The sequence below is a fragment of the Cognatiyoonia sp. IB215182 genome, assembly GCF_033963905.1.
Classification (GTDB): Bacteria; Pseudomonadota; Alphaproteobacteria; order Rhodobacterales; family Rhodobacteraceae; genus Yoonia.
In genome coordinates, this window is record NZ_JAXBMB010000003.1 from 182512 (window position 1) to 204456 (window position 21945).

General features: G+C 58.6%; 25 protein-coding genes and 1 riboswitch. Of the genes, 14 read left to right on the forward strand and 11 right to left on the reverse strand.

Features of this window, described 5'->3' with window-relative positions; genetic code table 11:
* Positions 1-145 precede the first annotated feature (145 nt).
* Genes prmC through SLH47_RS07080 form a run of 3 tightly spaced genes read right to left on the reverse strand, consistent with a single transcriptional unit; the run spans position 146 to position 2529 of the window.
* Positions 146-1027, reverse strand: coding sequence for a peptide chain release factor N(5)-glutamine methyltransferase (gene prmC, locus SLH47_RS07070; protein ID WP_320238769.1), 882 nt, complete (start codon positions 1025-1027; stop codon positions 146-148).
* Positions 1024-2079: a peptide chain release factor 1 gene (prfA, locus tag SLH47_RS07075; RefSeq protein ID WP_320238770.1), complete on the reverse strand. Its 1056-nt coding sequence runs from the start codon at positions 2077-2079 to the stop codon at positions 1024-1026. Before prfA ends, prmC begins: the two co-directional genes overlap by 4 nt.
* Before the next feature lie 18 nt (positions 2080-2097).
* Positions 2098-2529, reverse strand: coding sequence for a DUF1499 domain-containing protein (locus SLH47_RS07080; protein WP_320238771.1), 432 nt, complete (start codon positions 2527-2529; stop codon positions 2098-2100).
* A gap of 128 nt (positions 2530-2657) precedes the next feature.
* On the opposite strand from SLH47_RS07080, the gene SLH47_RS07085 reads away from it, so the two are divergent.
* Positions 2658-2942, forward strand: a complete 285-nt coding sequence (locus tag SLH47_RS07085) for an SH3 domain-containing protein (RefSeq protein ID WP_320238772.1) — start codon at positions 2658-2660, stop codon at positions 2940-2942.
* Here SLH47_RS07085 and speB (SLH47_RS07090) read toward each other — a convergent pair.
* Genes speB (SLH47_RS07090) through SLH47_RS07100 form a run of 3 tightly spaced genes read right to left on the reverse strand, consistent with a single transcriptional unit; the run spans position 2939 to position 6047 of the window.
* Entirely contained in the window at positions 2939-3880 is a 942-nt protein-coding gene (gene speB / locus SLH47_RS07090) for an agmatinase (protein ID WP_320238773.1), read from the reverse strand. The two genes, SLH47_RS07085 and speB (SLH47_RS07090), sit on opposite strands and share 4 nt — an antisense overlap.
* Entirely contained in the window at positions 3880-4848 is a 969-nt protein-coding gene (gene speB / locus SLH47_RS07095; RefSeq protein ID WP_320238774.1) for an agmatinase, read from the reverse strand. Before speB (SLH47_RS07095) ends, speB (SLH47_RS07090) begins: the two co-directional genes overlap by 1 nt.
* A gap of 41 nt (positions 4849-4889) precedes the next feature.
* The gene (locus SLH47_RS07100; RefSeq protein WP_320238775.1) at positions 4890-6047 is read right to left on the reverse strand and encodes a M20 aminoacylase family protein; all 1158 of its coding nucleotides are present in this window, start codon (positions 6045-6047) and stop codon (positions 4890-4892) included.
* A 212-nt stretch (positions 6048-6259) separates the two neighbouring features.
* Between SLH47_RS07100 and SLH47_RS07105 the strand changes: the two genes are divergently transcribed.
* The 6 genes from SLH47_RS07105 (at position 6260) to SLH47_RS07130 (ending at position 12143) form a co-directional block, all read left to right on the forward strand.
* Positions 6260-6832 carry an outer membrane protein gene (locus tag SLH47_RS07105; protein WP_320238776.1) on the forward strand — a complete coding sequence of 191 codons (573 nt, stop codon included), beginning with the start codon at positions 6260-6262 and terminating at the stop codon, positions 6830-6832.
* A 163-nt stretch (positions 6833-6995) separates the two neighbouring features.
* Entirely contained in the window at positions 6996-7589 is a 594-nt protein-coding gene (locus tag SLH47_RS07110; protein ID WP_320238777.1) for a porin family protein, read from the forward strand.
* Between the two features lie 216 nt (positions 7590-7805).
* Positions 7806-8342, forward strand: a complete 537-nt coding sequence (locus SLH47_RS07115; protein WP_320238778.1) for an outer membrane protein — start codon at positions 7806-7808, stop codon at positions 8340-8342.
* 85 nt (positions 8343-8427) lie between these two features.
* Positions 8428-9258, forward strand: a complete 831-nt coding sequence (mazG, locus tag SLH47_RS07120) for a nucleoside triphosphate pyrophosphohydrolase (RefSeq protein ID WP_320238779.1) — start codon at positions 8428-8430, stop codon at positions 9256-9258.
* Positions 9259-9588: 330 nt separating this feature from the next.
* Entirely contained in the window at positions 9589-10317 is a 729-nt protein-coding gene (locus SLH47_RS07125; RefSeq protein ID WP_320238780.1) for an SDR family oxidoreductase, read from the forward strand.
* 95 nt (positions 10318-10412) lie between these two features.
* The gene (locus tag SLH47_RS07130) at positions 10413-12143 is read left to right on the forward strand and encodes a hypothetical protein (RefSeq protein ID WP_320238781.1); all 1731 of its coding nucleotides are present in this window, start codon (positions 10413-10415) and stop codon (positions 12141-12143) included.
* Positions 12144-12215: 72 nt separating this feature from the next.
* Here SLH47_RS07130 and SLH47_RS07135 read toward each other — a convergent pair whose 3' ends face one another.
* On the reverse strand, positions 12216-14024 hold the full coding sequence (locus SLH47_RS07135) for an ABC-F family ATP-binding cassette domain-containing protein (RefSeq protein WP_320238782.1): 1809 nt from the start codon (positions 14022-14024) through the stop codon (positions 12216-12218).
* A 31-nt stretch (positions 14025-14055) separates the two neighbouring features.
* Positions 14056-14778 carry a GNAT family N-acetyltransferase gene (locus tag SLH47_RS07140; RefSeq protein WP_320238783.1) on the reverse strand — a complete coding sequence of 241 codons (723 nt, stop codon included), beginning with the start codon at positions 14776-14778 and terminating at the stop codon, positions 14056-14058.
* A gap of 73 nt (positions 14779-14851) precedes the next feature.
* Here SLH47_RS07140 and msrB point away from each other — a divergent pair, with 73 nt between their 5' ends.
* Positions 14852-15259, forward strand: a complete 408-nt coding sequence (gene msrB, locus SLH47_RS07145) for a peptide-methionine (R)-S-oxide reductase MsrB (RefSeq protein WP_320239085.1) — start codon at positions 14852-14854, stop codon at positions 15257-15259.
* A gap of 15 nt (positions 15260-15274) precedes the next feature.
* Here msrB and SLH47_RS07150 read toward each other — a convergent pair whose 3' ends face one another.
* From SLH47_RS07150 to SLH47_RS07160, 3 genes are all read right to left on the reverse strand, one after another.
* Entirely contained in the window at positions 15275-16123 is an 849-nt protein-coding gene (locus SLH47_RS07150) for a hypothetical protein (RefSeq protein WP_320238784.1), read from the reverse strand.
* Between the two features lie 68 nt (positions 16124-16191).
* Positions 16192-17049, reverse strand: a complete 858-nt coding sequence (locus SLH47_RS07155; protein WP_320238785.1) for a DMT family transporter — start codon at positions 17047-17049, stop codon at positions 16192-16194.
* 69 nt (positions 17050-17118) lie between these two features.
* A riboswitch (FMN riboswitch) is annotated at positions 17119-17266 on the reverse strand.
* An 89-nt stretch (positions 17267-17355) separates the two neighbouring features.
* Positions 17356-17838: an outer membrane protein assembly factor BamE gene (locus SLH47_RS07160; protein ID WP_320238786.1), complete on the reverse strand. Its 483-nt coding sequence runs from the start codon at positions 17836-17838 to the stop codon at positions 17356-17358.
* Positions 17839-17907: 69 nt separating this feature from the next.
* Between SLH47_RS07160 and SLH47_RS07165 the strand changes: the two genes are divergently transcribed.
* The 6 genes from SLH47_RS07165 (at position 17908) to SLH47_RS07190 (ending at position 21938) form a co-directional block, all read left to right on the forward strand.
* Complete coding sequence (locus SLH47_RS07165) at positions 17908-18465, forward strand: DUF177 domain-containing protein (protein ID WP_320238787.1); 558 nt, start codon at positions 17908-17910, stop codon at positions 18463-18465.
* A 163-nt stretch (positions 18466-18628) separates the two neighbouring features.
* Positions 18629-18835 (forward strand): 50S ribosomal protein L32, encoded by a 207-nt coding sequence (rpmF, locus tag SLH47_RS07170; protein WP_320238788.1) that lies wholly within the window; start codon positions 18629-18631, stop codon positions 18833-18835.
* Positions 18836-18859: 24 nt separating this feature from the next.
* A complete protein-coding gene (gene plsX / locus SLH47_RS07175; protein ID WP_320238789.1) occupies positions 18860-19972 on the forward strand; it encodes a phosphate acyltransferase PlsX in 1113 nt (370 codons plus the stop codon).
* 14 nt (positions 19973-19986) lie between these two features.
* Positions 19987-20958 (forward strand): beta-ketoacyl-ACP synthase III, encoded by a 972-nt coding sequence (locus SLH47_RS07180; RefSeq protein WP_320238790.1) that lies wholly within the window; start codon positions 19987-19989, stop codon positions 20956-20958.
* Positions 20959-21056: 98 nt separating this feature from the next.
* Complete coding sequence (ihfA, locus tag SLH47_RS07185; RefSeq protein ID WP_320238791.1) at positions 21057-21359, forward strand: integration host factor subunit alpha; 303 nt, start codon at positions 21057-21059, stop codon at positions 21357-21359.
* A gap of 3 nt (positions 21360-21362) precedes the next feature.
* The gene (locus tag SLH47_RS07190) at positions 21363-21938 is read left to right on the forward strand and encodes a MerR family transcriptional regulator (protein WP_320238792.1); all 576 of its coding nucleotides are present in this window, start codon (positions 21363-21365) and stop codon (positions 21936-21938) included.
* The last annotated feature ends 7 nt before the right edge of the window (positions 21939-21945 follow it).

The window sequence follows — 21945 nt, forward strand, 5'->3', positions numbered from 1 at the left end:
GTCTGAAATGATCTGGCCTTGCGATGTTCTGGCGACTGATCGGGGAGAGGTCCGATAAGGTTCTCAAACCCGCCGATACGTTTGAATAAGCATTTGAATGGGGGCAAGACAAGCAAAAACTGCAGAAAGTTTGGATTTTACGGGCTTATGGACGCGTTTCGCCGGTCTCTTGCGGAGAATGGCCGACAACAACACGGTCCCGGCTATCAAGGTCGGGAATCACAGAAATGTTCCGAAGTCCGGCCTCTGCCATCATTGCAATGACCGCCTGCGCCTGCGTCGGTCCGATCTCCACCATCAGCCGCCCACCGGGCCGCAAATGGGCGGGCGCCCCCGCCACGATCTTCCGATAGGCAGTCAGGCCGTCGGCTTCGTCCGTCAGGGCGAGGCGGGGTTCATAACACTGGACTTCATACTGGAGTGACGGCATTTCATGGGCGGCGATGTAAGGCGGGTTTGAGACGATTAGGTCAAATGTCCCGCCCACAGCTTGAAACCAATCGGACTGAACAAACCCGATCCGACCTGCAACACTATGTGTCTCTGCATTCTGCTCGGCAACCTGCAAGGCATCCGCTGAGACATCGGTGGCGATACCAACCGCGCCCCGCCGTTCTGCCAAAAGCGACACGATGATCGCACCGCTGCCCGTCCCGAGGTCGAGAACCTCCGCAAAGGGGTGCTTCAAAGCCTCGGTCACTAAACATTCCGTTTCTGGACGCGGATCGAGCACACGACTGTCCACAAAGAATTCTCTGCCGAAAAATGCGCGGTAACCAATAATATGGCTGGCGGGCTCTCCGCCGCGCCGACGTGACGCAAATACATACGCAGCTTCTATGACCTGTTCGTCAAGAGGGTCGTAAGCCAGAAGCGTGAGCCTTTCTGCAGGAACAGACATGGCGTGTGCGAGCAGTAGGCGCGCCTCGCGCGCGGGGTGTTCCACCGCAGCATCTGACCATGGGACATCCCTTTCTTCCCCTAAATATCGGGCAAGTTGACGCAACGCGTCCTGAACTGTGGTCACGCGCCCATCTCCGCCAGCAGCGTCGCCTGTGCATCGGCCTGCAGCGCAGTGATCACCTCATCCAGATCGCCCTGCATCACCTGCCCCAGCGAATAAAGTGTCAGGTTGATCCGGTGATCGGTCATCCGGCCTTGCGGGAAATTATAGGTGCGGATGCGTTCCGACCGGTCACCCGATCCAACTTGCGCTTTCCGATCCGCCGACCGTTCATCCGCCGCCCTCTGCCGCTCCAGATCAAAGAGCCGCGTTTTCAGCACCTGCATCGCAATCTCACGGTTGCGATGCTGCGACTTCTCGGAGCTGACTACGATGATCCCCGTCGGCTCATGCAGGATGCGCACCGCCGAGTCGGTCGTGTTCACATGCTGCCCGCCGGACCCTGACGCGCGCATCGTGTCGATGCGGATATCCGCCGGATTGATCTCGATATCGACGTCCTGCGCCTCTGGCAGCACGGCCACCGTCGCGGCAGAGGTATGAATCCGCCCGCCGCTTTCCGTCTCAGGCACGCGTTGCACCCGATGTACACCGCTTTCGAACTTCATCTTCGCAAAGACGCCATCACCTGCGATCCGCGCCACAACCTCTTTGATCCCGCCGAGCTCAGTCTGGCTTTCCTCAAGGATCTCAAACTTCCAGCCCTGCCCTTCGGCATAGCGTTGATACATCCGCAGCAAATCTCCGGCGAACAGCGACGCTTCATCCCCACCCGTGCCCGGCCTGATCTCCAAAAGCGCTGGACGCGCATCAGCGGCATCTTTCGGCAACAGCGCCAATTGCACGTCATGCTCAGACGCCTCAAGCTGCGCCTTCAATTCCGGCAGCTCCGCCTCGGCCAGCTCCTTCATCTCCGGGTCCGAGAGCATCGCCTCCGCATCGGCGATCTGGGCGATCAGGTATTTATAGGCCGTCACCGTCTCAACCACCGGGCGCAGTTCGGCGTATTCCTTGCCCAAGGCGGCAATATCCGCGCCCGCGGCACCATCGGCCATCTTCGCCTCCAGAAACTGGAAACGGTCGATCAGTTGTTCAATGCGGTCCGCTGCAATCATGACGCTCGGATTGGCCGATCACAAAGGTGCGGTCAAGGGGCCAAGCGTTTCGAGCCAGCCTTCGATCCGCGCCTTGTTCACACCCAAATCAGACCGGCCAAAGCGCAACCGGCCATAGATCACCAGCAAATCTCCCTGCACCGCCACTGTCGTATGATCCGGAAAGCCCCAGATCAGGGAGCGGGTCTGGAACGTGATCATCCCTTCCGCCACGTTGCCCCGCAGCAGGCGCGTGCGCGGCGTGGCCAAGGCACGCTGTTCGACCGCCGTTAACACCTCATCAGCAGGTGCTGTGATACGGCGCACGGCGAGAAATCCGCCCTCTTCCCGAGTATCGCCGGGTTCGTTCACATCAGGCAAAGCGTACCATTTCTCGGCGTTCGTTGGGGCGAGCCGGATATAGGCCATGAGCGCCAGAACGAGAACGATAAGCACAGTCAGAAAGCGCATGGATCAGCCATTCCCTTGATGAGCGGTGTTGCCGTTATGTATGCATTCTGCGCCGGGGCTACCAGCGCAAACCATTCCGGGCTGGGCTTTGCGCACATGCCGCGCTACGCAGGAGAAAAAGGTGATACATGGCGCGCGCTCTTCTTTGCACTTTCTTGGCTCTTGCTGCGGCGGCAGGTTGCACTCCCATCGGCACAAATCAGGTTGTTGTGACCGGCGCCGGAGATGATCTGCTCAAGCTCCGTTCGGGCCCCAGCCTGGGCTTCAACATCATCATGGGCCTGCCGGACGGCACAGTGTTGAACAGGCGCCAATGCGTGACAGAGGTGGGGCAGCGTTGGTGTGAGGTGTCCTTGGCCGACAGTCCATCGGTCACGGGCTATGTCTCAGCCGATTATCTGGAAGACCGTTAACGATACGGCACGCCCGGCAAGATCGATAACATCTCGAACATCAGGTTCGCCCCCGTGAGGGCCGTATTGCCGGATGGATCGTAAGGCGGTGAAACCTCCACCAGATCGCAGCCGACGATGTTCAGCCCCCGCAGGCCCCGGATCAGTTCCATCGCTTGTGGCGTGGTCAGACCGCCAATCTCTGGCGTGCCGGTTCCGGGAGCGAAAGCAGGGTCAAGGCTGTCGATATCATAGGTGACGTAACACGGCTGATCGCCGATTTTTGCTTTGATATCAGCCGCCAAGGGCGTCAGAGACTTGTGCCACAAATCGGGTGCGAGGAATTGATTGAAGCCCCATCCCGCCGCTTCGGTAAAGTCATCCGCCGTGTAGCCCGTGCCGCGCAGACCGATCTGAAAGACCTTGTCGGCGGTGATGATCCCCTCCTCGTAAGCGCGCCGGAACACGGTGCCATGGGTCTCCCGCTCACCAAACATCTCATCATTCACATCCGCGTGGGCGTCCACATGGACAAGCGCCAGCGGGCCATGTTTTGCCGCGACGGCACGCAGGACAGGGAGGGTCAGCGTATGGTCGCCACCGAGGGTCATCGGCACAAAATCATGCTTTAGATGTGTCGCATAAGCCTCTGTAATTACGCGAATACTGCCGCTCAGCGAAAACGTATTGATCGCCACATCGCCCAGATCGGCGCATTGCAAAGCGTCAAAGGGTGCAGCACCCGTCTGAATATTGTATGGCCGGATCATCGCCGATTGCTCGCGCAACTGCTTTGGCCCCATCCGCGTACCGGAGCGCCAGGACGTGCCAATATCCATCGGGATGCCAATAAAGCCCACATCCAACCCTTCGGGCGATACAGCCTCTGGCAAGCGCATAAAGGTTTGCGGCCCCGAAAAGCGCGCCAGATCATTACCGGAAATGGGCATGTTCGGCATCACTTTTTCCTTTTGTTCCAGAGCGCAAGGCAGCAAAGCTCCATCGCCAAATGCGCGCCCGCAATGGCCGTCGCACCCGTCGTGTCATAGGGCGGCGAGACCTCAACCACGTCGCCACCGACCATGTTGATCCCCGCGAGATCACGCAGCATCGCCGCCGCCTGCCAGCTTGCCAACCCACCCCAAACGGGCGTGCCGGTACCCGGCGCGAAAGCCGGGTCCAGCGCGTCGATGTCGAAAGTCAGATAGGTCGGATTGCCCCCCACAATCGCCTTCACGCGGTCCACGACATAAGAACTGCCCAATTCATGGCAGGTCCGCGCGTCGACGTACTGGATGCCCAGATAGTCCGGACACTCGGTCCGAATGCCGATCTGGACTGAGCGGCTGACATCGACGACGCCCAGCTTCACCGCCTTATACATCATCGTGCCATGGTCGATGCGATCCATGTTATCATCGGGCCAAAGGTCCGAATGTGCATCAAACTGGATCACGGATAATGGCCCGTACTTTTCGGCATAGGCGCGCAGGATCGGCAGCGTGATGAAATGGTCGCCGCCGAGCGTGATCGTCCCGCAGCCTTGTCCCAGAATGCCTGCAATATGCGCCTGCAAAAGCCGCGGTACGCTGCCAACATCCGCATAGTCGAAGGATAGATCGCCATAATCAGCGATCGCAAATGCGCTCAACGGATCAAAGCCGTCCCAGCCGTAGGGTGGGTCGAAGGTCTGCAAGGTCGAGGCCTCGCGGATGGCACGTGGCCCGAACCGCGTGCCGGGCCGGTGGGTGACGGCCTGGTCGAAAGGCACACCGGTGACGGCCAGATCAAACCCCGTGAGGTCTTTCGTGTAGGTCCGACGCAGAAAAGACGTTGCACCGCCAAAGGCGTTCTCGAACGCCAGCCCACGCGGGTCTTTCCGCGTGATCGCGGCGTCAACCTCCTCCCGAGCCTTATCAAGCGTCATTGCGCCATCCCTTTTTGGACCAATCACGACGGCAAATGAGGTCAGGCAACGGGCAAAGCCTTCTCAACCAGACGCGCAAAGAAAGATGCCCCGAATGGCGCCGCCCTGTCATCAAAATCGTAGGCCGGATGATGCAATCCCGCCGTGTCACCATTGCCGACAAAAAGGTAGGCGCCCGGACGCGCATTGAGCATGTAGGCAAAATCCTCAGCCCCCATTTCCCGGCCCGCATCATCCACCACATCCGCCGCAATGTCGCGGGCGACAGAGGCGGCAAAAGTCGTGCAATCAGGATCATTCACCGTTGCCGGATACCCGACCTGATAGGTCAGATCGGCCTGAACCCGGTAGGCGGCGGCATGGCCCGCGACGATTTCATCCAAGCGTGCCATCACCATCCCCTGCACTGCAGAATCAAAGCTGCGCACGGTCCCGTTGATATAGGCTGTTTCGGGGATGATATTGTCAGCAGATCCGGTGTGGATCTGCGTGACGGACACAACCAGATCATCATGTGTCGCGTGGTTGCGGCTGACGATGGTCTGGATCGCGTTGACGATGCCCACAGCAGCCACAATGGGGTCAGCCGTCTCATGCGGCATCGCGCCATGCCCGCCGCGCCCTTTGATATGGATGTCAAACGTATCGACCGCCGCCATGATAGGTCCGGGCGTGGTATGGAAACTTCCCAACGGCGCGCCCGGTGTGTTGTGGAGCGCGTAGACTTCTTTGATGCCAAAGCGATCCATCACACCTTCATTAACCATCACTTCCGCACCGCCGCCGTTTTCCTCTGCCGGTTGAAAAATCAGCGCAACGCGGCCTGCGAAGTTCCGTGTTTCTGCAAGGTACTTCGCAGCACCCAGAAGCATCGTGGTATGACCATCATGCCCACAGGCATGCATCTTGCCCTTGATTGTCGACGCATAGGGAAGCCCGGTCGTCTCTTCAATCGGAAGCGCATCCATATCCGCACGCAGCCCGATTGTAGGGCCTGCAGCGCACCCTTCGATGATCGCGACAACGCCCGATGTCGCTATACCCTCATGGATCTCATCAACACCAAAGTCGCGTAGCTGATTGACGACAAACGCCGCTGTCTCGAAGCATTCAAAGCGCAGTTCAGGATGGGCGTGGAGATGCTGCCGCCAGGCTGTCATATCGGTGGCAAAATCAGCTATTCGGTTGATGACTGGCATCGTTTGTTCCGCATTTTTGCAGGCTTACCGCAGGGAGTGTTTTTCTGAATGATGCCGTGCGACGGACGAGGTGGCAAGCGGATTGCATGGGACACGCAAACCGAATGTGTGACCCACCCGACACATCTCAAAATTGCCACGTTTGAACGCTGTTTCAGTTGCAGCGGCAGAATTAACAAGCACTCACAAGATGAAATTAGTAAGGATTTACAATGTCACTCTTCAAATCACTCGCGATTGTCGGCGCGACGCTGTTGCCGACCGCCTCCTCCGCCGACTGGAGCGGCTTCTATTTTGGTGCCTCGGTTGGAAATGTCACAGAAGGAGAACTGGAACTCAGCTCTGGCACTGTCCAAGAGATCGAAGAAGCGATGCCATTTGGCTTCTTTATAGGATATCAGTCGCAAAACGGTCGTTTCGTTTTTGGCGGAGAATTTGCCTATGCCGCTGCTGACGACATCGAGTTGGAAGATGCAATTGTTGATGTCGCATACGGCGAGGGAGATCTGAAAGCCCGCTTAGGCTACGACTTCGGGAATGTCCTTGGCTATGGCGTCATTAGCCGCTCTGCTATTGCGGTTTCCACCTCCGCCGAAGACGTTGTTGCGTCCGGCCTTGGCTTTGGCTTTGGTGCAGACATTAAGGTCAGTCACAACTTCACTGTGGGCGCTGAGTTCATGTTCCGCGATCTCAATGGCGAATACGAAATCAATGACTTGGTCGTCGATGACGATGTTGATTTCCGAGCGAACACCATCAACCTTCGCGCCAGCGTGAGGTTCTAGCACTCCTTACCTGTGGAGGACCACGGGGCCGCGCCACTTGGCGCGGCCTTTTTTGCCACATCGGTCTTTATGGTCGATGCACAGAATAGATGTGCAAGGCGACGCGTATGCCTCGTAAGAGCGACCATTCAGGTGCGCTCAATCATGCAATGAGGAATAGCGTATGCGTACAATAACACTGGAAACGGCAATCTGCGCTCTCACGATGCTCAGCCTGTCGTCAACGATGACCCTAGCGGACTGGACAGGTGGCTATGTGGGCGGCTCGCTTGGCTTTCTCGCTGAAGGTGAAGCTACTGCCGAATTCGAAGGGCAAGAGCTCTCAGCCGAAATCGAAGTGGATACAATCCTTGGTATCTTCGGCGGATATCAGGTCCAGCGCGGTGATCTGGTATTTGGCGGCGAACTTGCGATTTCGGCGGCAGATGACTTCGAAGCCACCAATCAAGACGGAGAAACATCTGTTGCTGATTTTACCTTGATCGATCTGAAAGCGCGGGCTGGCTACGATCTTGGTGATGCGCTTGTCTACGGCACGGCCGGTCTGTCGCAAATCAATATCTCTGGCGGAGATGTGGCAGATGACCAGGACGACACCGCCGAGGGTTTCAACTTCGGCATTGGGGCCGATTACCAAGTCAGCGAACAAATCACGCTTGGCGCTGAATACCTCGCGCGCCGCGTTGTCTTTGAGGACGAGGTGGACACGGATGTGACTGCCGACACCTTTTCCTTTCGTGCCGCATTCCGCTTCTAGTCAGGCGAGAAAACCTCGGACCGCACTCTGCGGTGCGGTCTGAACAAGGCGGAAAAGCGCCGAGCATCCAGCTTGAAATGTGACGTAGCGGCAACACCCGCAAAACCAATAGTACCGGGCCATGGTGCATTTGGTGCGCCAGACGATATCCGAAGGGGGAACATCAACAAAGTCACTTCTGGAGAATGGCCAATGACTTATCGGTTCAAAACAGTTTTGCTGGCACTCGCCACCGCCCTGCCAACACATGCGTTGGCTGACTGGAACGGCGCATATGCGGGGCTTACCTTGGGTAGCAACTTCAACACAGAAGTCTCTACAGAACTTGCGGGGGTAGAGGTTACCTCTGATGCAGATGACACAACGAGTGTCGGCATTTTCGGTGGCATCAACGTCCAGAACGGCGATTTCGTATTTGGTGGCGAACTGGCGCTTTCTCAGGCCAGTGACGTTGAAGCTGAAGTCGGTGGTGAGACGATCAGTGACGACTTTAGCATTCTTGATCTGAAAGGCCGCGCTGGTTTCGCTGTTGACAACCTGCTTTTTTATGCAGTTGCAGGTTTTTCACGCCTTAGCGACGGCGATGAAAACGCCAATGGCTTGAACTTTGGCGTTGGTGCTGACTTTGACCTAGGCAACAACGCCATCATTAGCGCGGAGTACCTTACAAGGCGTACAACATTCGACGACGAAGATCCTGAGGTGGATGTCGATCTTGACTCAATTTCCATTCGCGCCGCTCTGAAGTTCTAGGTGAGCGCAGTTAAATCGGAGAAGCCGTGCCTCTTGGCGCGGCTTTTTTGTTTGGATAGCGTCCCCCCAAACAATGAGGGCCGCTATGGCAGACGACCAGCTAATCAATGATCCTGACGGCGGTATGCGGCGCCTTCTTGAAATCATGCGCCGCTTGCGGGACCCAGATACGGGCTGTCCCTGGGATATCGAGCAGGATTTCAACAGCATCGCCCCCTACACGATTGAGGAGGCCTACGAGGTCGCCGATGCGATTGGTCGCAACGACTGGGCCGAACTTGAGGGTGAGCTCGGCGATCTTTTGCTGCAGACGGTCTATCACACGCAAATGGGCGCCGAGGCTGGCCATTTTACTTTCGACACTGTGGTCAAGGCCATCAGCGACAAGATGGTTGCCCGCCACCCGCATGTCTTCGGCGATGAGAGCCGGGACAAATCTGCCGCCCAACAAGTCGCCGATTGGGAGCAGATCAAGGCCGCCGAGCGCGCCGGAAAGGCTCAAAAGCGGACGCTTGACGGGGTTGCTATCGGCCTGCCCGGCATGACCCGTGCCGTCAAACTCCAAAAGCGCATGGCACGAGTCGGCTTTGACTGGGAGCGTACTGAAAGCGTGCTTGATAAGATCGTGGAAGAGGCGCAGGAACTGGTCGAGGCGCGCGACCACTTGACGCCGGATGACGTTGAAAGCGAATTTGGCGACCTCTTGTTCGTGCTCGCCAATCTCGCCCGTCATCTTGACGTGGACCCCGAGGCCGCATTGCGTAGGACAAATGCGAAGGTGGAGCGCCGGTTCGCCGCCATCGAAGACGCACTTGCAGCACGAGGCAAGACACCGGCTGAAAGCAGCCTCGCGGAAATGGACGCCCTTTGGACCGAGATCAAGGAAGCCGAAAAGACCGCAGGTGATACGTCCTGAAGTGCGTCCTGGACGACAAGGTAAACCAGGATTTGCGCGTGTAGGTCACCCTGGTGGAACTCACCCCCGGGCAAAGGATGGGATACGGCGGTGGGCCTACCCGCTTCTTCAACAGCGCCAATCAGGACCTTTCTGCCGACGACCGGCTGTTCCTCCCATCAAGCCTAGCTCGAACATTGCCGATGCCTGCACATTCATTTCGATCGATCAGCCGCCGCAAGCGAGATGTGCCGTACGAACCCACCTTCGTTACGCAACGAACGGCTCCATTGCCCGGCTCTTGCGTGCACGCCGGTGCTCAGGCACGCTACAAACAACGAGAGAGGTAACATGGATATCACGCAATCCCGTGCCATTGTCACAGGCGGCGCATCAGGGCTCGGCGCCGCGACGGCGCAAGGTCTGGTCACTGCAGGCGCAACCGTGACGATCTTCGATCAAAACGCTAGCGGGGCCGCATATGCGGCAGAAATTGGCGCTGCATTTTATGAGGTCGATGTCACGGATGAGGGCAGCGTTGCGAAGGCGCTGGACAAAGCGTCTAACGAGATGGGCGGCCCAAATACCGTGATCAATTGCGCAGGCATCGCGACGACAGAGAAGACGCTGGGTCGCGAGGGGCCGCACGCCCTCGACAGCTTTCAGCGGACCATCGACATCAACCTTGTGGGCAGTTTTAACATCGCCCGGCTCGCGGCGGCTAAGATGGACCAGGGCAGCGTCATCATCAACACGGCCTCAATCGCGGCCTTCGACGGGCAAAAGGGCCAGGCGGCCTATGCAGCCTCCAAGGCGGGCATCGCCGGCCTGTCTTTACCCATGGCGCGCGACCTCGCCCGCAACGGGATTCGCGTGATGGCAATCGCGCCAGGTATCTTCCGCACACCAATGCTCGAAGGGTTAGGACAAGAGGTTATGGATGGACTAGCGGCCGATGTGACCTATCCCCGAAGATTGGGCGATCCATCCGAATTCGCAGCCCTCGCCCGCTTTATCGTGGAATGTGAGTACCTGAACGGCACCACGATCCGCCTGGATGGGGCGCTCAGGATGCCCTGAGGTTGAGGCTTACCCGTCTCATAGCGCGCAGTAGATGTTGCCAGCCTGACAAGCTAACACTAAGGAAATGTGATACCGGGTGCCAAGGGTCGTCAATGCGGATCATCCTCTTTTGCGCAGCTCTAGCGGCGGCCTACGTGGCGTTCATGATCTACGCTGGGCTGCCATCGAGCCACAGTACGCGGTTCAACTACGCCTGGCTCGTCGGCTATTCAGAGGCTTTTCAGGCGGGCGCAATGCTGCCGAGGTTTCTGCCAACGCTGAATGGTGGAATAGGCGGATTTGATTTTTTCTTTCAGGGCCCCCTACCCTTTTGGCTGACATCTGCTGTCGCTGTTCCGCTTTGCCCTGGCTGCTTGGCTGAGACACCTTTTGTTGCGACGATAGCCGGCCTGTCGCTGCTGGGAAGTTGGGGCGTCTATCTGCTTTGCCGCAGGTTTTTTGGACAAGCACCGTCAGCGGTTGGGGCAATCCTGTACGCACTGTTGCCCTATCACCTGTGGGTTGACTGGATTTTTCGTCAGGCAGCGGCCGAGTATGCGGCCTATGCATTCCTCCCCTTCATCGCGCTTGGGATGGATCAGTTGCGCAACCAACAGCGCGGCGGAGGCGCGATCGTTTTCGGTGTGCTGGGAACAGTATTGTGTCATCTGCCGACGGCGCTGTTGGCCGCACATGTCTTTGGGCTGTTGGCGCTGGCGAACGTCTTTCACTTTAGCACGCCGCCGGAGGCGCGGCTTCGCCTGTTTGGCCACTACGTCATGTGGAGCACGCTTGGCGTTCTGCTTGGTGCATTTTACTGGCTTCCGGCGCTGGCGTTACTGCCGCACGTCTCGACAGAGTTACTCTATAGCCCGTATTTCACAGCCACAAATTGGTTGTTCGGCCCACAGACAAACTGGCTATTCGGAGGCGGGCCCAATCCCGTTGATCCTGAAACGTCTCTATACAAAGTCGTGGCCTTTGTGTTTGGGGCGGTAATATGCGGCATCGCTGCATTCAGAACGCGTGGTGCCCTACGCACCATCATCGTCTTACCCGTTCTGCTTACACTTTTCATGAACACCACCCTGTCCACTTTCCTGTGGGAGCATTGGATCATCCAAAAAGTTCAGTTTCCGTGGCGTTTCATGGTTTTTACCGATCTTGCGACCGCGTTGGCGGCGGCGGCCATTGTTGCAAGTGTCAGCAATAACGCGCTCAAACCTTGGGTCATCACGCCTCTTGTTGCAGTAATCGCCGTTACCGGCACCATGATCTATCATAGCGTCGTGGCGGGCGACTTGCCGGGCCAGACGAATGCCTATGATAAAGGATACGCACCATCAGAGTATCTGTCGCAGGCGCGTTTCGCAGCCACGGCAGAGATACGGGCCACCCTGCAGGCTGGTATCGACGTTGCAGATATCAATGAGGTGGCATTCAACCGGATTGCGCGCGCGCATCAAGTTGCTCGTCAGACGACGTATAGTGACTATGGTATCGACGACCGATGGGTGAACTTACGCCCAAATCCTGAAGCGGAGCGGGTGCTTGCGCCCGTACAGCATTGGTTTCTGTGGCGCGCCGAAGCAGCAGATGGCACCGCCCTCGAAATCGTTGCAAACCTTGACTTTGGCACAGTCGACATCCTGCCACCATCAGCTGGTTTTGATGGCGAGCCTATTACCTTGCAATTGCGTTATCATTGGAGCGAATGGGCCGGCGCGCTGCTAACGGGTTTCGCACTGCTCGTTCTCGTACTGATGGCTGCTCTGCATTTTTGGCGCGCCAAGTATCGTTCACATCCCATGTCGCGCGCGGAAGCGCATGCGCCTACGCCGTAAGGACCTGTCGCTATCGTTCCCCCCCAAGTAGCCCGAGGCAAGGATCCTCCATACCTTGGAGAGTTATGTCCGCTAACCCGCCTTCTCTTCGAGCAAAAGCCACTCATCCTCGGCCGACGAAAGCGCCTGTTGCCTCTCAACCAGTGCTTCGGTCGCCTTTTGAAACTTTACAGGTTCGCGTGTGAAAAGGTCGGGGTCGGAAAGCAGTGTCTCCAGCTTTGCGATCTCTGCTGTCAGGCGGTCAATCACCGCCGGCAATTCCTCAAGACGATGCTTTTCGGTGAAGGAGAGACCCGAAGCCACTTGTTTCGGCGCAACCGGCTTTTCCTTTTTCGGCGCCGATTTGGAGGGCCCAGCCGCGCCAGCGGGATCCGCTCCACGCTGCATTTGATAATCCGTCCAACCACCGGCGTAGACAACGGCCTGCCCAGTGCCCTCCATCGCCACGGTCGTGGTGGCAACCCGATCTAGAAAATCACGGTCGTGGCTGACCAGCAGAACGGTCCCATCATATTCACCCAGAATATCCTGCAAGAGGTCGAGCGTTTCGACATCCAGGTCGTTCGTCGGCTCGTCAAGGACCAGAAGATTGCTTTCACGCGCCATCAGTCGCGCAAGCAAAAGCCTGGCCTTCTCGCCACCCGACAATGAGCGGACAGGCGCGCGGGCCTGTGCCTCGTCAAAAAGGAACTCCTTGAGATAACCGACCACATGCTTTGGCGCGCCGCGCACCATGATCTGATCAGATTTACCCGAGACGCCGAATTCCGGATCGTTGGCAAGGTTTTCCCAAAGCGACATGTCGGGGTTGAGTGCCGCGCGGGTCTGATCGAACACCGCAATCTCGAGATTGGTTCCCAGTTTTACCCGCCCGGCGTCAGGTTCAACTTGCCCTAATAACATCTTGATCAGTGTGGTTTTTCCAACACCATTGGGGCCGACAAAGGCCACGCGGTCGCCGCGCTGTACGGTCAGGTCAAAACCTTTCACGATGGGTTTGCCCTCAAATGACTTCGCAAGCCCTGCCGCCTCAATCACCTTGCGCCCCGAAACCGGCCCACCATCAAACGCCATCGCGGCAGTGCCCTGTCGTTTGATCTGCGCGGCACGCTCGGCCCGCAGTTCCTGCAAGGCGCGAACACGGCCCTGATTGCGCTTGCGCCTTGCACTGATCCCCTCGACGGCCCACCGCGCCTCCGCCTTGATCTTGCGGTTGAGCTTGTGGCGCTGTTGATCCTCTTCCTCCCAGATCTTGTCGCGCCATTCCTCGAAACGGTCAAAACCCTGCTCGGCCCGCCGCACCTGTCCACGATCAATCCAGAGAGTGGCACGGGTCAAGGCGCGCAAAAATGCCCTGTCGTGGGAAATCAGAACAAAGGCTGCCCGGGTCTGTTTTAACTCATTTTCCAGCCAGGCAATCGCCTCGATATCCAAATGGTTCGTCGGCTCATCCAGCAGCATCAGTTCGGGCGCTTCGGCCATCAGTTTCGCCAAAGCCGCCCGCCGCCGCTCTCCACCCGAGGCTGTTGCCACATCGCCCGCCGGATCAAACTTCAGCCCCTCGGCCACCATCTCGACCTTATAGGCCTCTTCCGGCCCCAGTCCGCTCGCAGCGTAATCGCCCAGCGTGGCACAGCCCGCCATCGTCGGCTCCTGCTCCATGTAGCCCGCTGTCACACCGGGTGACAAAACCCGCGCGCCGCTATCGGCCTCGACCAGCCCTGCCATCACCTTCATCAGTGTCGATTTGCCCGACCCGTTGCGCCCGACCAGTGCCACGCGGTCACCAGGCTGCACCACAAGCGATAGGTCAGAAAATACGGGATCGCCGCCAAAGGTCAGCGCGATATCGGAGAGTTGGAGTAACGGTGCACGTGCCATGCCCGCCTGCTAGTGCGGCATGCCGAAAGGGTCAACCAGCGACAGCGCGCAGCGCCTTTGCGCGCGCCGCAGGAATGGTGGCGACGGGCACGCAAGTGAAGACGTGAAGCGTCTGCAGGTCACGGTCGACCACCGCATGGTCACTGACCCAGCCACCCATCATCAGATAACTTCGCAAAAGGGCGGGCATCTGGCGCAGAGCGCTTTTCATGTCGCTTGGACCCGTTGCGAAATGCGTAACCTCACCCGCTTTCAGCGCCGGGCGCAAATGCCCAGGCGCCACATGCCGCCTGCCAAGAAGAGCCAAGGCGGCTTGATAAGGCGCGGGATCAAGCCCCGCAAAGCTCGTGCACCCAATCAGATAGCGGACATCTTCGGCGTCCACGATCCGGGCCAACGCCCCCCAGATCACGCGCAAGACGTCAGCATCCCGCACGGCGGGGTCGATGCAGAACCGCCCGATCTCGGCAAATGGGCCGCGCGCTGCTGCCAAACGCGACAGATCATAAAACTGCGCGGCATAGCCGCCAAGCATGGCGCGACCGTCGGGCCAGATCGCGACGCGCAGGGTAGCCGTGAGGCTTCCGCCAAGATCCTCGACCATGATGTGATGCGAGAGATGATCAAACCGATCCGCATCCACGCCCGTGCCGCCGCAAAAGCAGACATGCCGCATCTGCTGGCAGGCCGCCATATCGGCAGGCCCATCGGCCAGACGCACCACATAGGCGCCTTTGCGCAACGCAATTGTCATATGGCCTCACCTTGGCGAACCGATCCGTGGGGCCTAAGTTAAGCGCAAGCAAGGCAAAAGGAAGATGAAACCGATGGAAAAGATCGTCAAATCGGATGCAGAGTGGCGCGAACAGCTCAGCGATCTGGCCTATAAGGTCACCCGCAAACACGGGACCGAGCGGGCAGGCACGCATGAGGACTTTCCCAAAGGACCCGGCAGCTATAAATGCGTCTGCTGCAACGCGCCGGTCTTTGATCAAGCCCATAAGTTCGAAAGCGGCACCGGCTGGCCGTCATTCTATCAGCCCATCGATACCGAGATTGTCGGCGAAAGCATCGACCGCAGCTTTTTCATGAAGCGGACCGAGGTCCACTGCAACCGCTGCGACGCGCATCTGGGGCATGTCTTTCCTGATGGCCCGCAGCCTACCGGGCTGCGCTATTGCATCAACGGTGTGGCGCTGACGTTTGAGCCAGAGAATGAAAAAGTACCTGAGTAAGGTGCGTTGTCGTGTTTATCCGGGACAGATCGTTGGGACAGCGTATGGCGCGATGCGGTTGAACCGCTCTGGCACATGGCACACCCCGTCGGGACATCGCGCCTCTCCCTCAAACATAGGAAAGAAAAACGCCCGCGTACCTGCGGAAAAACCAGCCCCTTCTGAATTCGGAGATCGAAACGGCAAACCTGATAGTGCGAACTGAAGCACGGATGCAGCACGCGGCCTTTCGTAGTTGTCGAAAACACCCCAGCCCGTGCGTTCGCCCGGATGGCCCCACATGCCCGAGACGGCAAAATGCAAGGTCGCATATGCGCCAGTTACCCGGACCGGTTCGTCACAGCTTTCTTGGGCTGGTATCAGGAAATTACCTTCGTGCGTCTCGCGCTGCGAACCGGATTGCATATGCGCAGTCCATGTTCCATCCAACACCTCAAAGCCCTCCAGCGAAAGGCAGAGTGTCGCATCTGCCGCAATCGAAAGTGAGACGTCACCAGCGCTGAGCATGGCAAATGGATCGACAGGACGCCTATCGCCGTCGCAGGCCACCGGAATGCTCACCACGTCGACGCCGCGCCGTTCTCTGAAGTAACAAAGTTCGGGTGCGCTCAGCTGATCGTTGGATACGACCGTGACATTGTGCGCATCCCTTGTTCTCAGAAAGAACTCGAGATCATCTGCTGTAAATGAAACCTGATATGCCGTTCCACCAGGCAGATCGCAAGCCGGGTGGCTATCCAGCAATGTGAAGTCGAGAAAAGACGCGTTGACCGCGTCCGCAGCTATCTCATCAGCAACCACAGCTGTCCCCGCAATACCTACAGAGATCATAAAGGCAATCCAATACCGACCTGATAGACGCATGCGGCTTCCTTTCCTTGCAAGTCTAGTGTTGCGTAGTCTCCGCATCGGTATTCGGCAAGGTGCGAAACTCACACTTCCTCCCGCATCACCCATGCCCCGGCAACCAGTATCACGGCTGCGCCGACCCACATCAGCCCCGGTGGGGCAAAGCCGAAAAACACCAGCCCCAACAGCACGTTGAGCGGCAGCTTTAGGTGATCGAAAGGTTGCAGGTAAGCGGCGTCGGCTACCACGTAGGCCTTCACCAGCAGATACTGCGCACCCGCGATCAAGAGCCCTGACAAGGCCACCAGCCACAGCGCCTCTACCGTCACGGCAAACCCGGACCCCAACGCTGCAAACCCGTTGACCGGCACTAGCAACACAAGCAAGGCGAGCGTCAGCGTACCTGCATCCTCGGTCCGAGTGAGAAGCTTTGTCACAAGCGACGAACCCGCCCAGAACGCCGCCGCCCCAACGGGCAGCAATGCGGCCCAGCTGAACGCCTCTTCCCAGGGAGCGAGGATCAGCACCCCGCCAAAGCCACCCAGCAAAACGGCCAGGACACGCGACCATGTCAGCCGTTCCCGCAGAAACAGACCCGCACCCAAGGTCACGAATAGCGGTGAGGTCAGGATCAAGGCAACCGCCTGCCAGATCGGCACATGGGCGAGCCCCGCCACCCAGAATTGCACGCCAATCGCGGCCAGAACCACCCGCAGGATATGCAGGCCCGGTCGTCCCGTCCGCCACGGTGCGTGCCAAACCAGCGGCAAGGCGGCCAGCGCAGCCAAGGCATATTGCCAAAAGGCAATCGTGGGCGACGGCACGCCATAAAGCATCCCCGCCCCCTGCACCGCCGTATTTGCACCGGCAAACAGCGCCCCGGCGGTCACAAAATAAATGGGGCCGATCACGACCCCTCTTTTCATTTCCATCTGGATCATCGCATCTGTCCTTTCTTCCTTGCGTATGACCCAAGGCAAACAGGACAGACCGGGCGCAAAGCCCGTTCAACCCGCTCTCTTTCATCCGGACTATGACCGTCGGCTCAGGCTTCTCACCTGATCTGCTGACCCTTTGGCATGCCAAAGGCGCTCGCGGGCTTGGGGCTGATGGCCCCATACCGCCGGTGGGGAATTCCGCCCCGCCCTGAGAACAGGGAGACCATAGCGGCAATTCTCAAATGCATCAATAGTGTATCAATTGTTACGTGAGCCGAGCCAACGACCCTTGGACCAGTGGCCTAGCGACTAGAAGTCCTGAGGTTCTTCGCCCAGAATGGTCGCTGCGTTGAAACGTCCGAAGGACCGCAAAAGCTGGCCCAGCAGCGTCACGTCGTTGATCCCGTCCTCGGTCACACGCCGATCCAGCGACACAACCTGCCCGTCTTGCAAAGTGTACCGCCCGACGTCACGCACCACATCGTTTCCGTCAAAGCGGATCGCAACCACCTGCCGATCTGTCTCCTCCGGCGCGAATGGGCCAAAAAACTCAAACCTGCTCGAAACGTAGTAGACTGCATTATTGTCGAGCGTTCCGTCAGAGATGGGCGGGCCAAAACTGGCCAGGACCGCATCCTTGGTGGTCTGACCGACCTGAACCGATGCCAGATCCGCGTCGGATGGGGCAAAGCCGTGAAACCGCTCCATCCGCGTGCAGCCAGCGGCTGCGGCAACGCCCAGCACAAGACCCAGCATACGCAGGCTGGGGGAAAGCGGGAAATGGCGGATCATCGCGGGCCTCTTGCTTTGGCATCTTTGGGCTTTTATCCCCCCTACAGCACGACCTGACCCTGTTCAAGAATGGAAGCACCCGTGACCGCCCTGCCCCCTTCACACTTGCGTTTGGCGGATCTGCCCAACCGGCGGGCCACCGACTTTGCGCTTGTGCCCACCGCAGAAGAGCGTGCGGGGATCGCCGACGAACTTGGGATCACGCAAATCAGGAAATTGCGCTTTGCCGGTCAATTGACCCCCGCAGGCGCCTGCGACTGGGCACTTGACAGCACGCTGGGCGCAACTGTCGTGCAGCCATGCGTGACCACGCTTGACCCGGTAACGACACGGATTGATGTGGAGGTGACCCGCAACTACGTCGCGGATTGGGTCGAACCTGATGGCGGCGAAAGCGAAATGCCCGAAGATGATACGATCGAGCCGCTGCCGGCTATTCTTGACCTGAATGCGGTGATGATCGAGGCCTTGGCGCTCGCCCTCCCCGATTATCCGCGCAGTGAAGGTGCGCAACTGGACGAGACCGTTTTTGCCGAACCCGGCGTCACACCGATGACGGATGAGGCGGCAAAACCGTTTGCCGCCCTTGGTGCCTTACGCGAAGAGCTTGAAAAGAAAGGCAAATAAGCCGCTCAACGTGCGCGTGGAAAAAGGCTTGCACAAATGCGGAATCGCAGTATGTTCGCGGCCTCTTTTACATCGCGTCTCGACAGGGCTGCCGCAATGGCGTAGGACCCGGCCAGATGCACGGAAATCAGGGCGCGACGCCCTACTATCATAGGGTTGAGACATGGCTGTCCAGCAGAACAAAGTATCCAAATCGCGCCGCAACAACCGGCGTTCACATCATGCGCTGACCGGCGCGAATGCTGTTGAATGCGACAATTGTGGTGAATTGAAGCGCCCACATCACGTGTGCCCCTCTTGCGGCCACTACGCATCGCGTGAAGTGATCGCCGACACGAACGAAATCGACCTCGAAGACGACGCGGCATAAACCGCCAGCCAGAGGCGCAGCAGCATGACACAAGCCCAGACGGACGCAGCGCCGCAATCCGGGCATGCTGCAAGCAATGTGCTTTCCGTCGACGCCATGGGTGGCGATCAGGGGCCTGCAATTGTTGTTGCAGGCCTTGCGAAGTTTATGGGCAAGGCGACAGAGGCGCGCGCGGTCCTGCATGGCCCCAAAAAAGAGCTGAAGCGGCTCGTCGAAAAGCACAAGATCGCCGAGCGCGTCACAATCTCCAACGCCAAAGACGTTGTCGAGATGACCGACAAGCCCAGCCAGGCGCTGCGGCACGGCAAGAAAACCTCTATGTGGTCGGCGATTGAGGCGGTGCGCAACGGCGAGGCCGCTGTTTGTGTCAGTTGCGGCAATACCGGCGCACTGATGGCCATGTCGATGTTGCGGCTGCGCAAGGCCGAGGGTGTGAACCGGCCCGCCATTGCCTGCCTCTGGCCCTCGCGCAATCCGGCAGGTTTCAACGTGATGCTTGATGCCGGGGCCGACATTCGCGCCGATCAAGACGACCTGCTCACCTATGCGTTGATGGGGGCCTCTTATGCCCGCAACGGTCTGGACATCGCCCGCCCACGCATCGGCCTTTTGAACGTCGGCACCGAAGAGCATAAGGGCCGGGCCGAGTTGAAGGTTGCCCACGAACTCATTGCAGATGCTGCGGAAAAGGGTGAGTTCGATTATGTCGGTTTCATCGAAGGCGGCGATTTGCCGTCGGATAAGATCGACGTGATTGTAACCGATGGTTTCACCGGCAATGTGGCGCTGAAGACCGGTGAAGGCACTGCCACGCTGATTGCGGAACTCTTGCGCGCGGCCTTCATGAAAACACCGCTTTCCGTCATTGCAGCGGTGCTGGCGCGCGGTTCATTGAAACGCCTGCGTAAGCGGATCGACCCAAGGCGCGTCAATGGTGGTGTCTTTCTTGGACTCAATCAAACTGTGATCAAAAGCCATGGCTCTGCCGACGAAACAGGGGTGGCGGCGGCGCTGCATCTAGCCTACCGCCTCGCGCAGAGCGGTTTCTCGGATAAACTGGCGGCGCGGGTTGCATCTGCAGCATCACTTGCCCAAGATGCAGGTCAAGAAATTGAGACAGATGATCTCGATACCTAAACAGGCAAATCAACATGGTACGTCGTGCAGTGGTGAAAGGGGTCGGGCATTACCTGCCTGAGCGCATTGTTCCCAACGCCGAGTTCGAAAAAACGCTCGATACAACTGACGAATGGATCAAAGCGCGCTCGGGGATTGAGCGGCGCCATCTGGCAGCACCGGGTGAAACCACTTCGCAGCTTGCAACCCACGCCGCGCGGGCGGCACTCGATATGGCCGGTCTGGAAGGCTCTGAGGTGGATGCCATCGTTTTGGCCACATCCACAGCGGATATGACCTTCCCGTCAGCGGCGACGATGGTGCAACACGCCATTGGCAACACCACCGGCTATGCCTTTGATGTCCAAGCGGTTTGCGCCGGTTTTGTCTATGCTTTGGCGAACGCGAATGCGCTGATTGCATCAGGTCAAGCGGACAATGTTCTTGTGATCGGGGCCGAGACTTTCAGCCGGATCATGGACTGGACCGACCGCAGCACATGCGTGCTTTTTGGCGACGGTGCGGGTGCCTTGGTGCTGGGGGTCGCGGATGGCCGTGGCGACAATACCGATCGTGGCATTCTCTCTATCGATCTAAACTCTGACGGGCGCTACAAAGACCTGCTTTATGTCGATGGCGGGGTTGCTACCCAGAATACCGGCATGTTGCGTATGGAAGGCAAAGAGGTCTTCCGCCATGCGGTCGAAAAACTCGCCCAGACCGCCGATACCGCCCTCGAAAAAGTTGGACTGGGCGCTGATGACGTGGATTGGGTCGTGCCGCATCAGGCCAACATCCGCATTATACAGTCCACCGCCAAGAAACTGGGTGTGGGCATGGACCGCGTTGTCGTCACTGTTCAGGACCACGGCAACACATCGGCCGCGTCGATTCCCCTGGCCCTTTCGGTCGGCGTCGCCAACGGTCAGATCAAAAAAGGCGATCTGATTGTGACCGAGGCCATCGGTGGCGGGCTGGCCTGGGGCGCCGTCGTTCTGCGCTGGTAGGCAGAAAGCGACTGTCAAGGCCGAATGCCAAGCCATTGTTATTGACTCTGAATTTCCGGCGAGCCTATGCTCGTCCAATAAAACACAGGGGATTGATGATGGCCGATAAAACACTGACACGTATGGACCTTGCGGACGCGGTTCACAGCCAGGTTGGCCTCTCTCGAAACGACAGCGCGGATCTCGTTGAAAGTGTGCTGAACCATGTGTCGGACTCGCTCGTGCGTGGCGAGACGGTCAAAATCTCGTCCTTCGGCACCTTCTCTGTCCGTGAGAAAGCCGCCCGGATCGGCCGCAACCCCAAGACGGGGGAGGAGGTTCCTATTCACCCCCGCCGCGTGCTGACCTTTCGCCCCTCGCATCTGATGAAAGATCGCGTGGCAGCGGGCAACAAGCGCTGATCGATGGCCAAGGCCAAGGACGCCTTTCGCACGATCAGTGAGGTCGCGGAGTGGTTGGATACCCCCACCCATGTCCTGCGCTTTTGGGAAAGCAAGTTCAGCCAGATCAAGCCGGTCAAGGGGGCTGGCGGACGCCGTTATTATCGCCCCACGGACATGGATCTACTGGGTGGGATCAAGCAGCTTTTGCACGAAGATGGGTTGACCATCAAAGGTACGCAGAAGCTGTTGCGCGAAAAGGGTGTGAAATACGTGGCCGGATTGGGCCAGTCGATGACCGACCCGACGCCCGAGATCAAGCTTGCGCCCAAACCGGCACCGAAACCTGCGCCTGTCAAAGCGGCACCGAAGCCGTTACCCGCTGCGCCGGTTCAGGATGCTTTCCCGTTTGTGGACGAGACACCGCCACCTGCCCTCCAGATCGATTTGCCCGATTTGCCGTCCGATTTGCCCGACATTCCTGGACGTCTGGTGGGGCAGATTTCAATCGACGCGGCGGCGATCAAGGAACAAGCGGCCGCCATCGCGCCGCTTCTTGCGCGGCTCGAAGCCTTGCGTGACGGCATGCAAAACGCCTGAGCCAAGC

Coding starts and splice junctions, on each gene's coding strand:
- prfA (WP_320238770.1), bottom strand. CDS start 2,079: ATGATTGCAGCGGACCGCATTGAACAACTGATCGACCGTTTCCAGTTT.
- SLH47_RS07080 (WP_320238771.1), bottom strand. CDS start 2,529: ATGCGCTTTCTGACTGTGCTTATCGTTCTCGTTCTGGCGCTCATGGCC.
- SLH47_RS07085 (WP_320238772.1), top strand. CDS start 2,658: ATGGCGCGCGCTCTTCTTTGCACTTTCTTGGCTCTTGCTGCGGCGGCA.
- speB (WP_320238773.1), bottom strand. CDS start 3,880: ATGCCGAACATGCCCATTTCCGGTAATGATCTGGCGCGCTTTTCGGGG.
- speB (WP_320238774.1), bottom strand. CDS start 4,848: ATGACGCTTGATAAGGCTCGGGAGGAGGTTGACGCCGCGATCACGCGG.
- SLH47_RS07100 (WP_320238775.1), bottom strand. CDS start 6,047: ATGCCAGTCATCAACCGAATAGCTGATTTTGCCACCGATATGACAGCC.
- SLH47_RS07105 (WP_320238776.1), top strand. CDS start 6,260: ATGTCACTCTTCAAATCACTCGCGATTGTCGGCGCGACGCTGTTGCCG.
- SLH47_RS07110 (WP_320238777.1), top strand. CDS start 6,996: ATGCGTACAATAACACTGGAAACGGCAATCTGCGCTCTCACGATGCTC.
- mazG (WP_320238779.1), top strand. CDS start 8,428: ATGGCAGACGACCAGCTAATCAATGATCCTGACGGCGGTATGCGGCGC.
- SLH47_RS07125 (WP_320238780.1), top strand. CDS start 9,589: ATGGATATCACGCAATCCCGTGCCATTGTCACAGGCGGCGCATCAGGG.
- SLH47_RS07130 (WP_320238781.1), top strand. CDS start 10,413: ATGCGGATCATCCTCTTTTGCGCAGCTCTAGCGGCGGCCTACGTGGCG.
- SLH47_RS07135 (WP_320238782.1), bottom strand. CDS start 14,024: ATGGCACGTGCACCGTTACTCCAACTCTCCGATATCGCGCTGACCTTT.
- SLH47_RS07140 (WP_320238783.1), bottom strand. CDS start 14,778: ATGACAATTGCGTTGCGCAAAGGCGCCTATGTGGTGCGTCTGGCCGAT.
- msrB (WP_320239085.1), top strand. CDS start 14,852: ATGGAAAAGATCGTCAAATCGGATGCAGAGTGGCGCGAACAGCTCAGC.
- SLH47_RS07150 (WP_320238784.1), bottom strand. CDS start 16,123: ATGCGTCTATCAGGTCGGTATTGGATTGCCTTTATGATCTCTGTAGGT.
- SLH47_RS07155 (WP_320238785.1), bottom strand. CDS start 17,049: ATGATCCAGATGGAAATGAAAAGAGGGGTCGTGATCGGCCCCATTTAT.
- SLH47_RS07160 (WP_320238786.1), bottom strand. CDS start 17,838: ATGATCCGCCATTTCCCGCTTTCCCCCAGCCTGCGTATGCTGGGTCTT.
- SLH47_RS07165 (WP_320238787.1), top strand. CDS start 17,908: ATGGAAGCACCCGTGACCGCCCTGCCCCCTTCACACTTGCGTTTGGCG.
- rpmF (WP_320238788.1), top strand. CDS start 18,629: ATGGCTGTCCAGCAGAACAAAGTATCCAAATCGCGCCGCAACAACCGG.
- plsX (WP_320238789.1), top strand. CDS start 18,860: ATGACACAAGCCCAGACGGACGCAGCGCCGCAATCCGGGCATGCTGCA.
- SLH47_RS07180 (WP_320238790.1), top strand. CDS start 19,987: ATGGTACGTCGTGCAGTGGTGAAAGGGGTCGGGCATTACCTGCCTGAG.
- ihfA (WP_320238791.1), top strand. CDS start 21,057: ATGGCCGATAAAACACTGACACGTATGGACCTTGCGGACGCGGTTCAC.
- SLH47_RS07190 (WP_320238792.1), top strand. CDS start 21,363: ATGGCCAAGGCCAAGGACGCCTTTCGCACGATCAGTGAGGTCGCGGAG.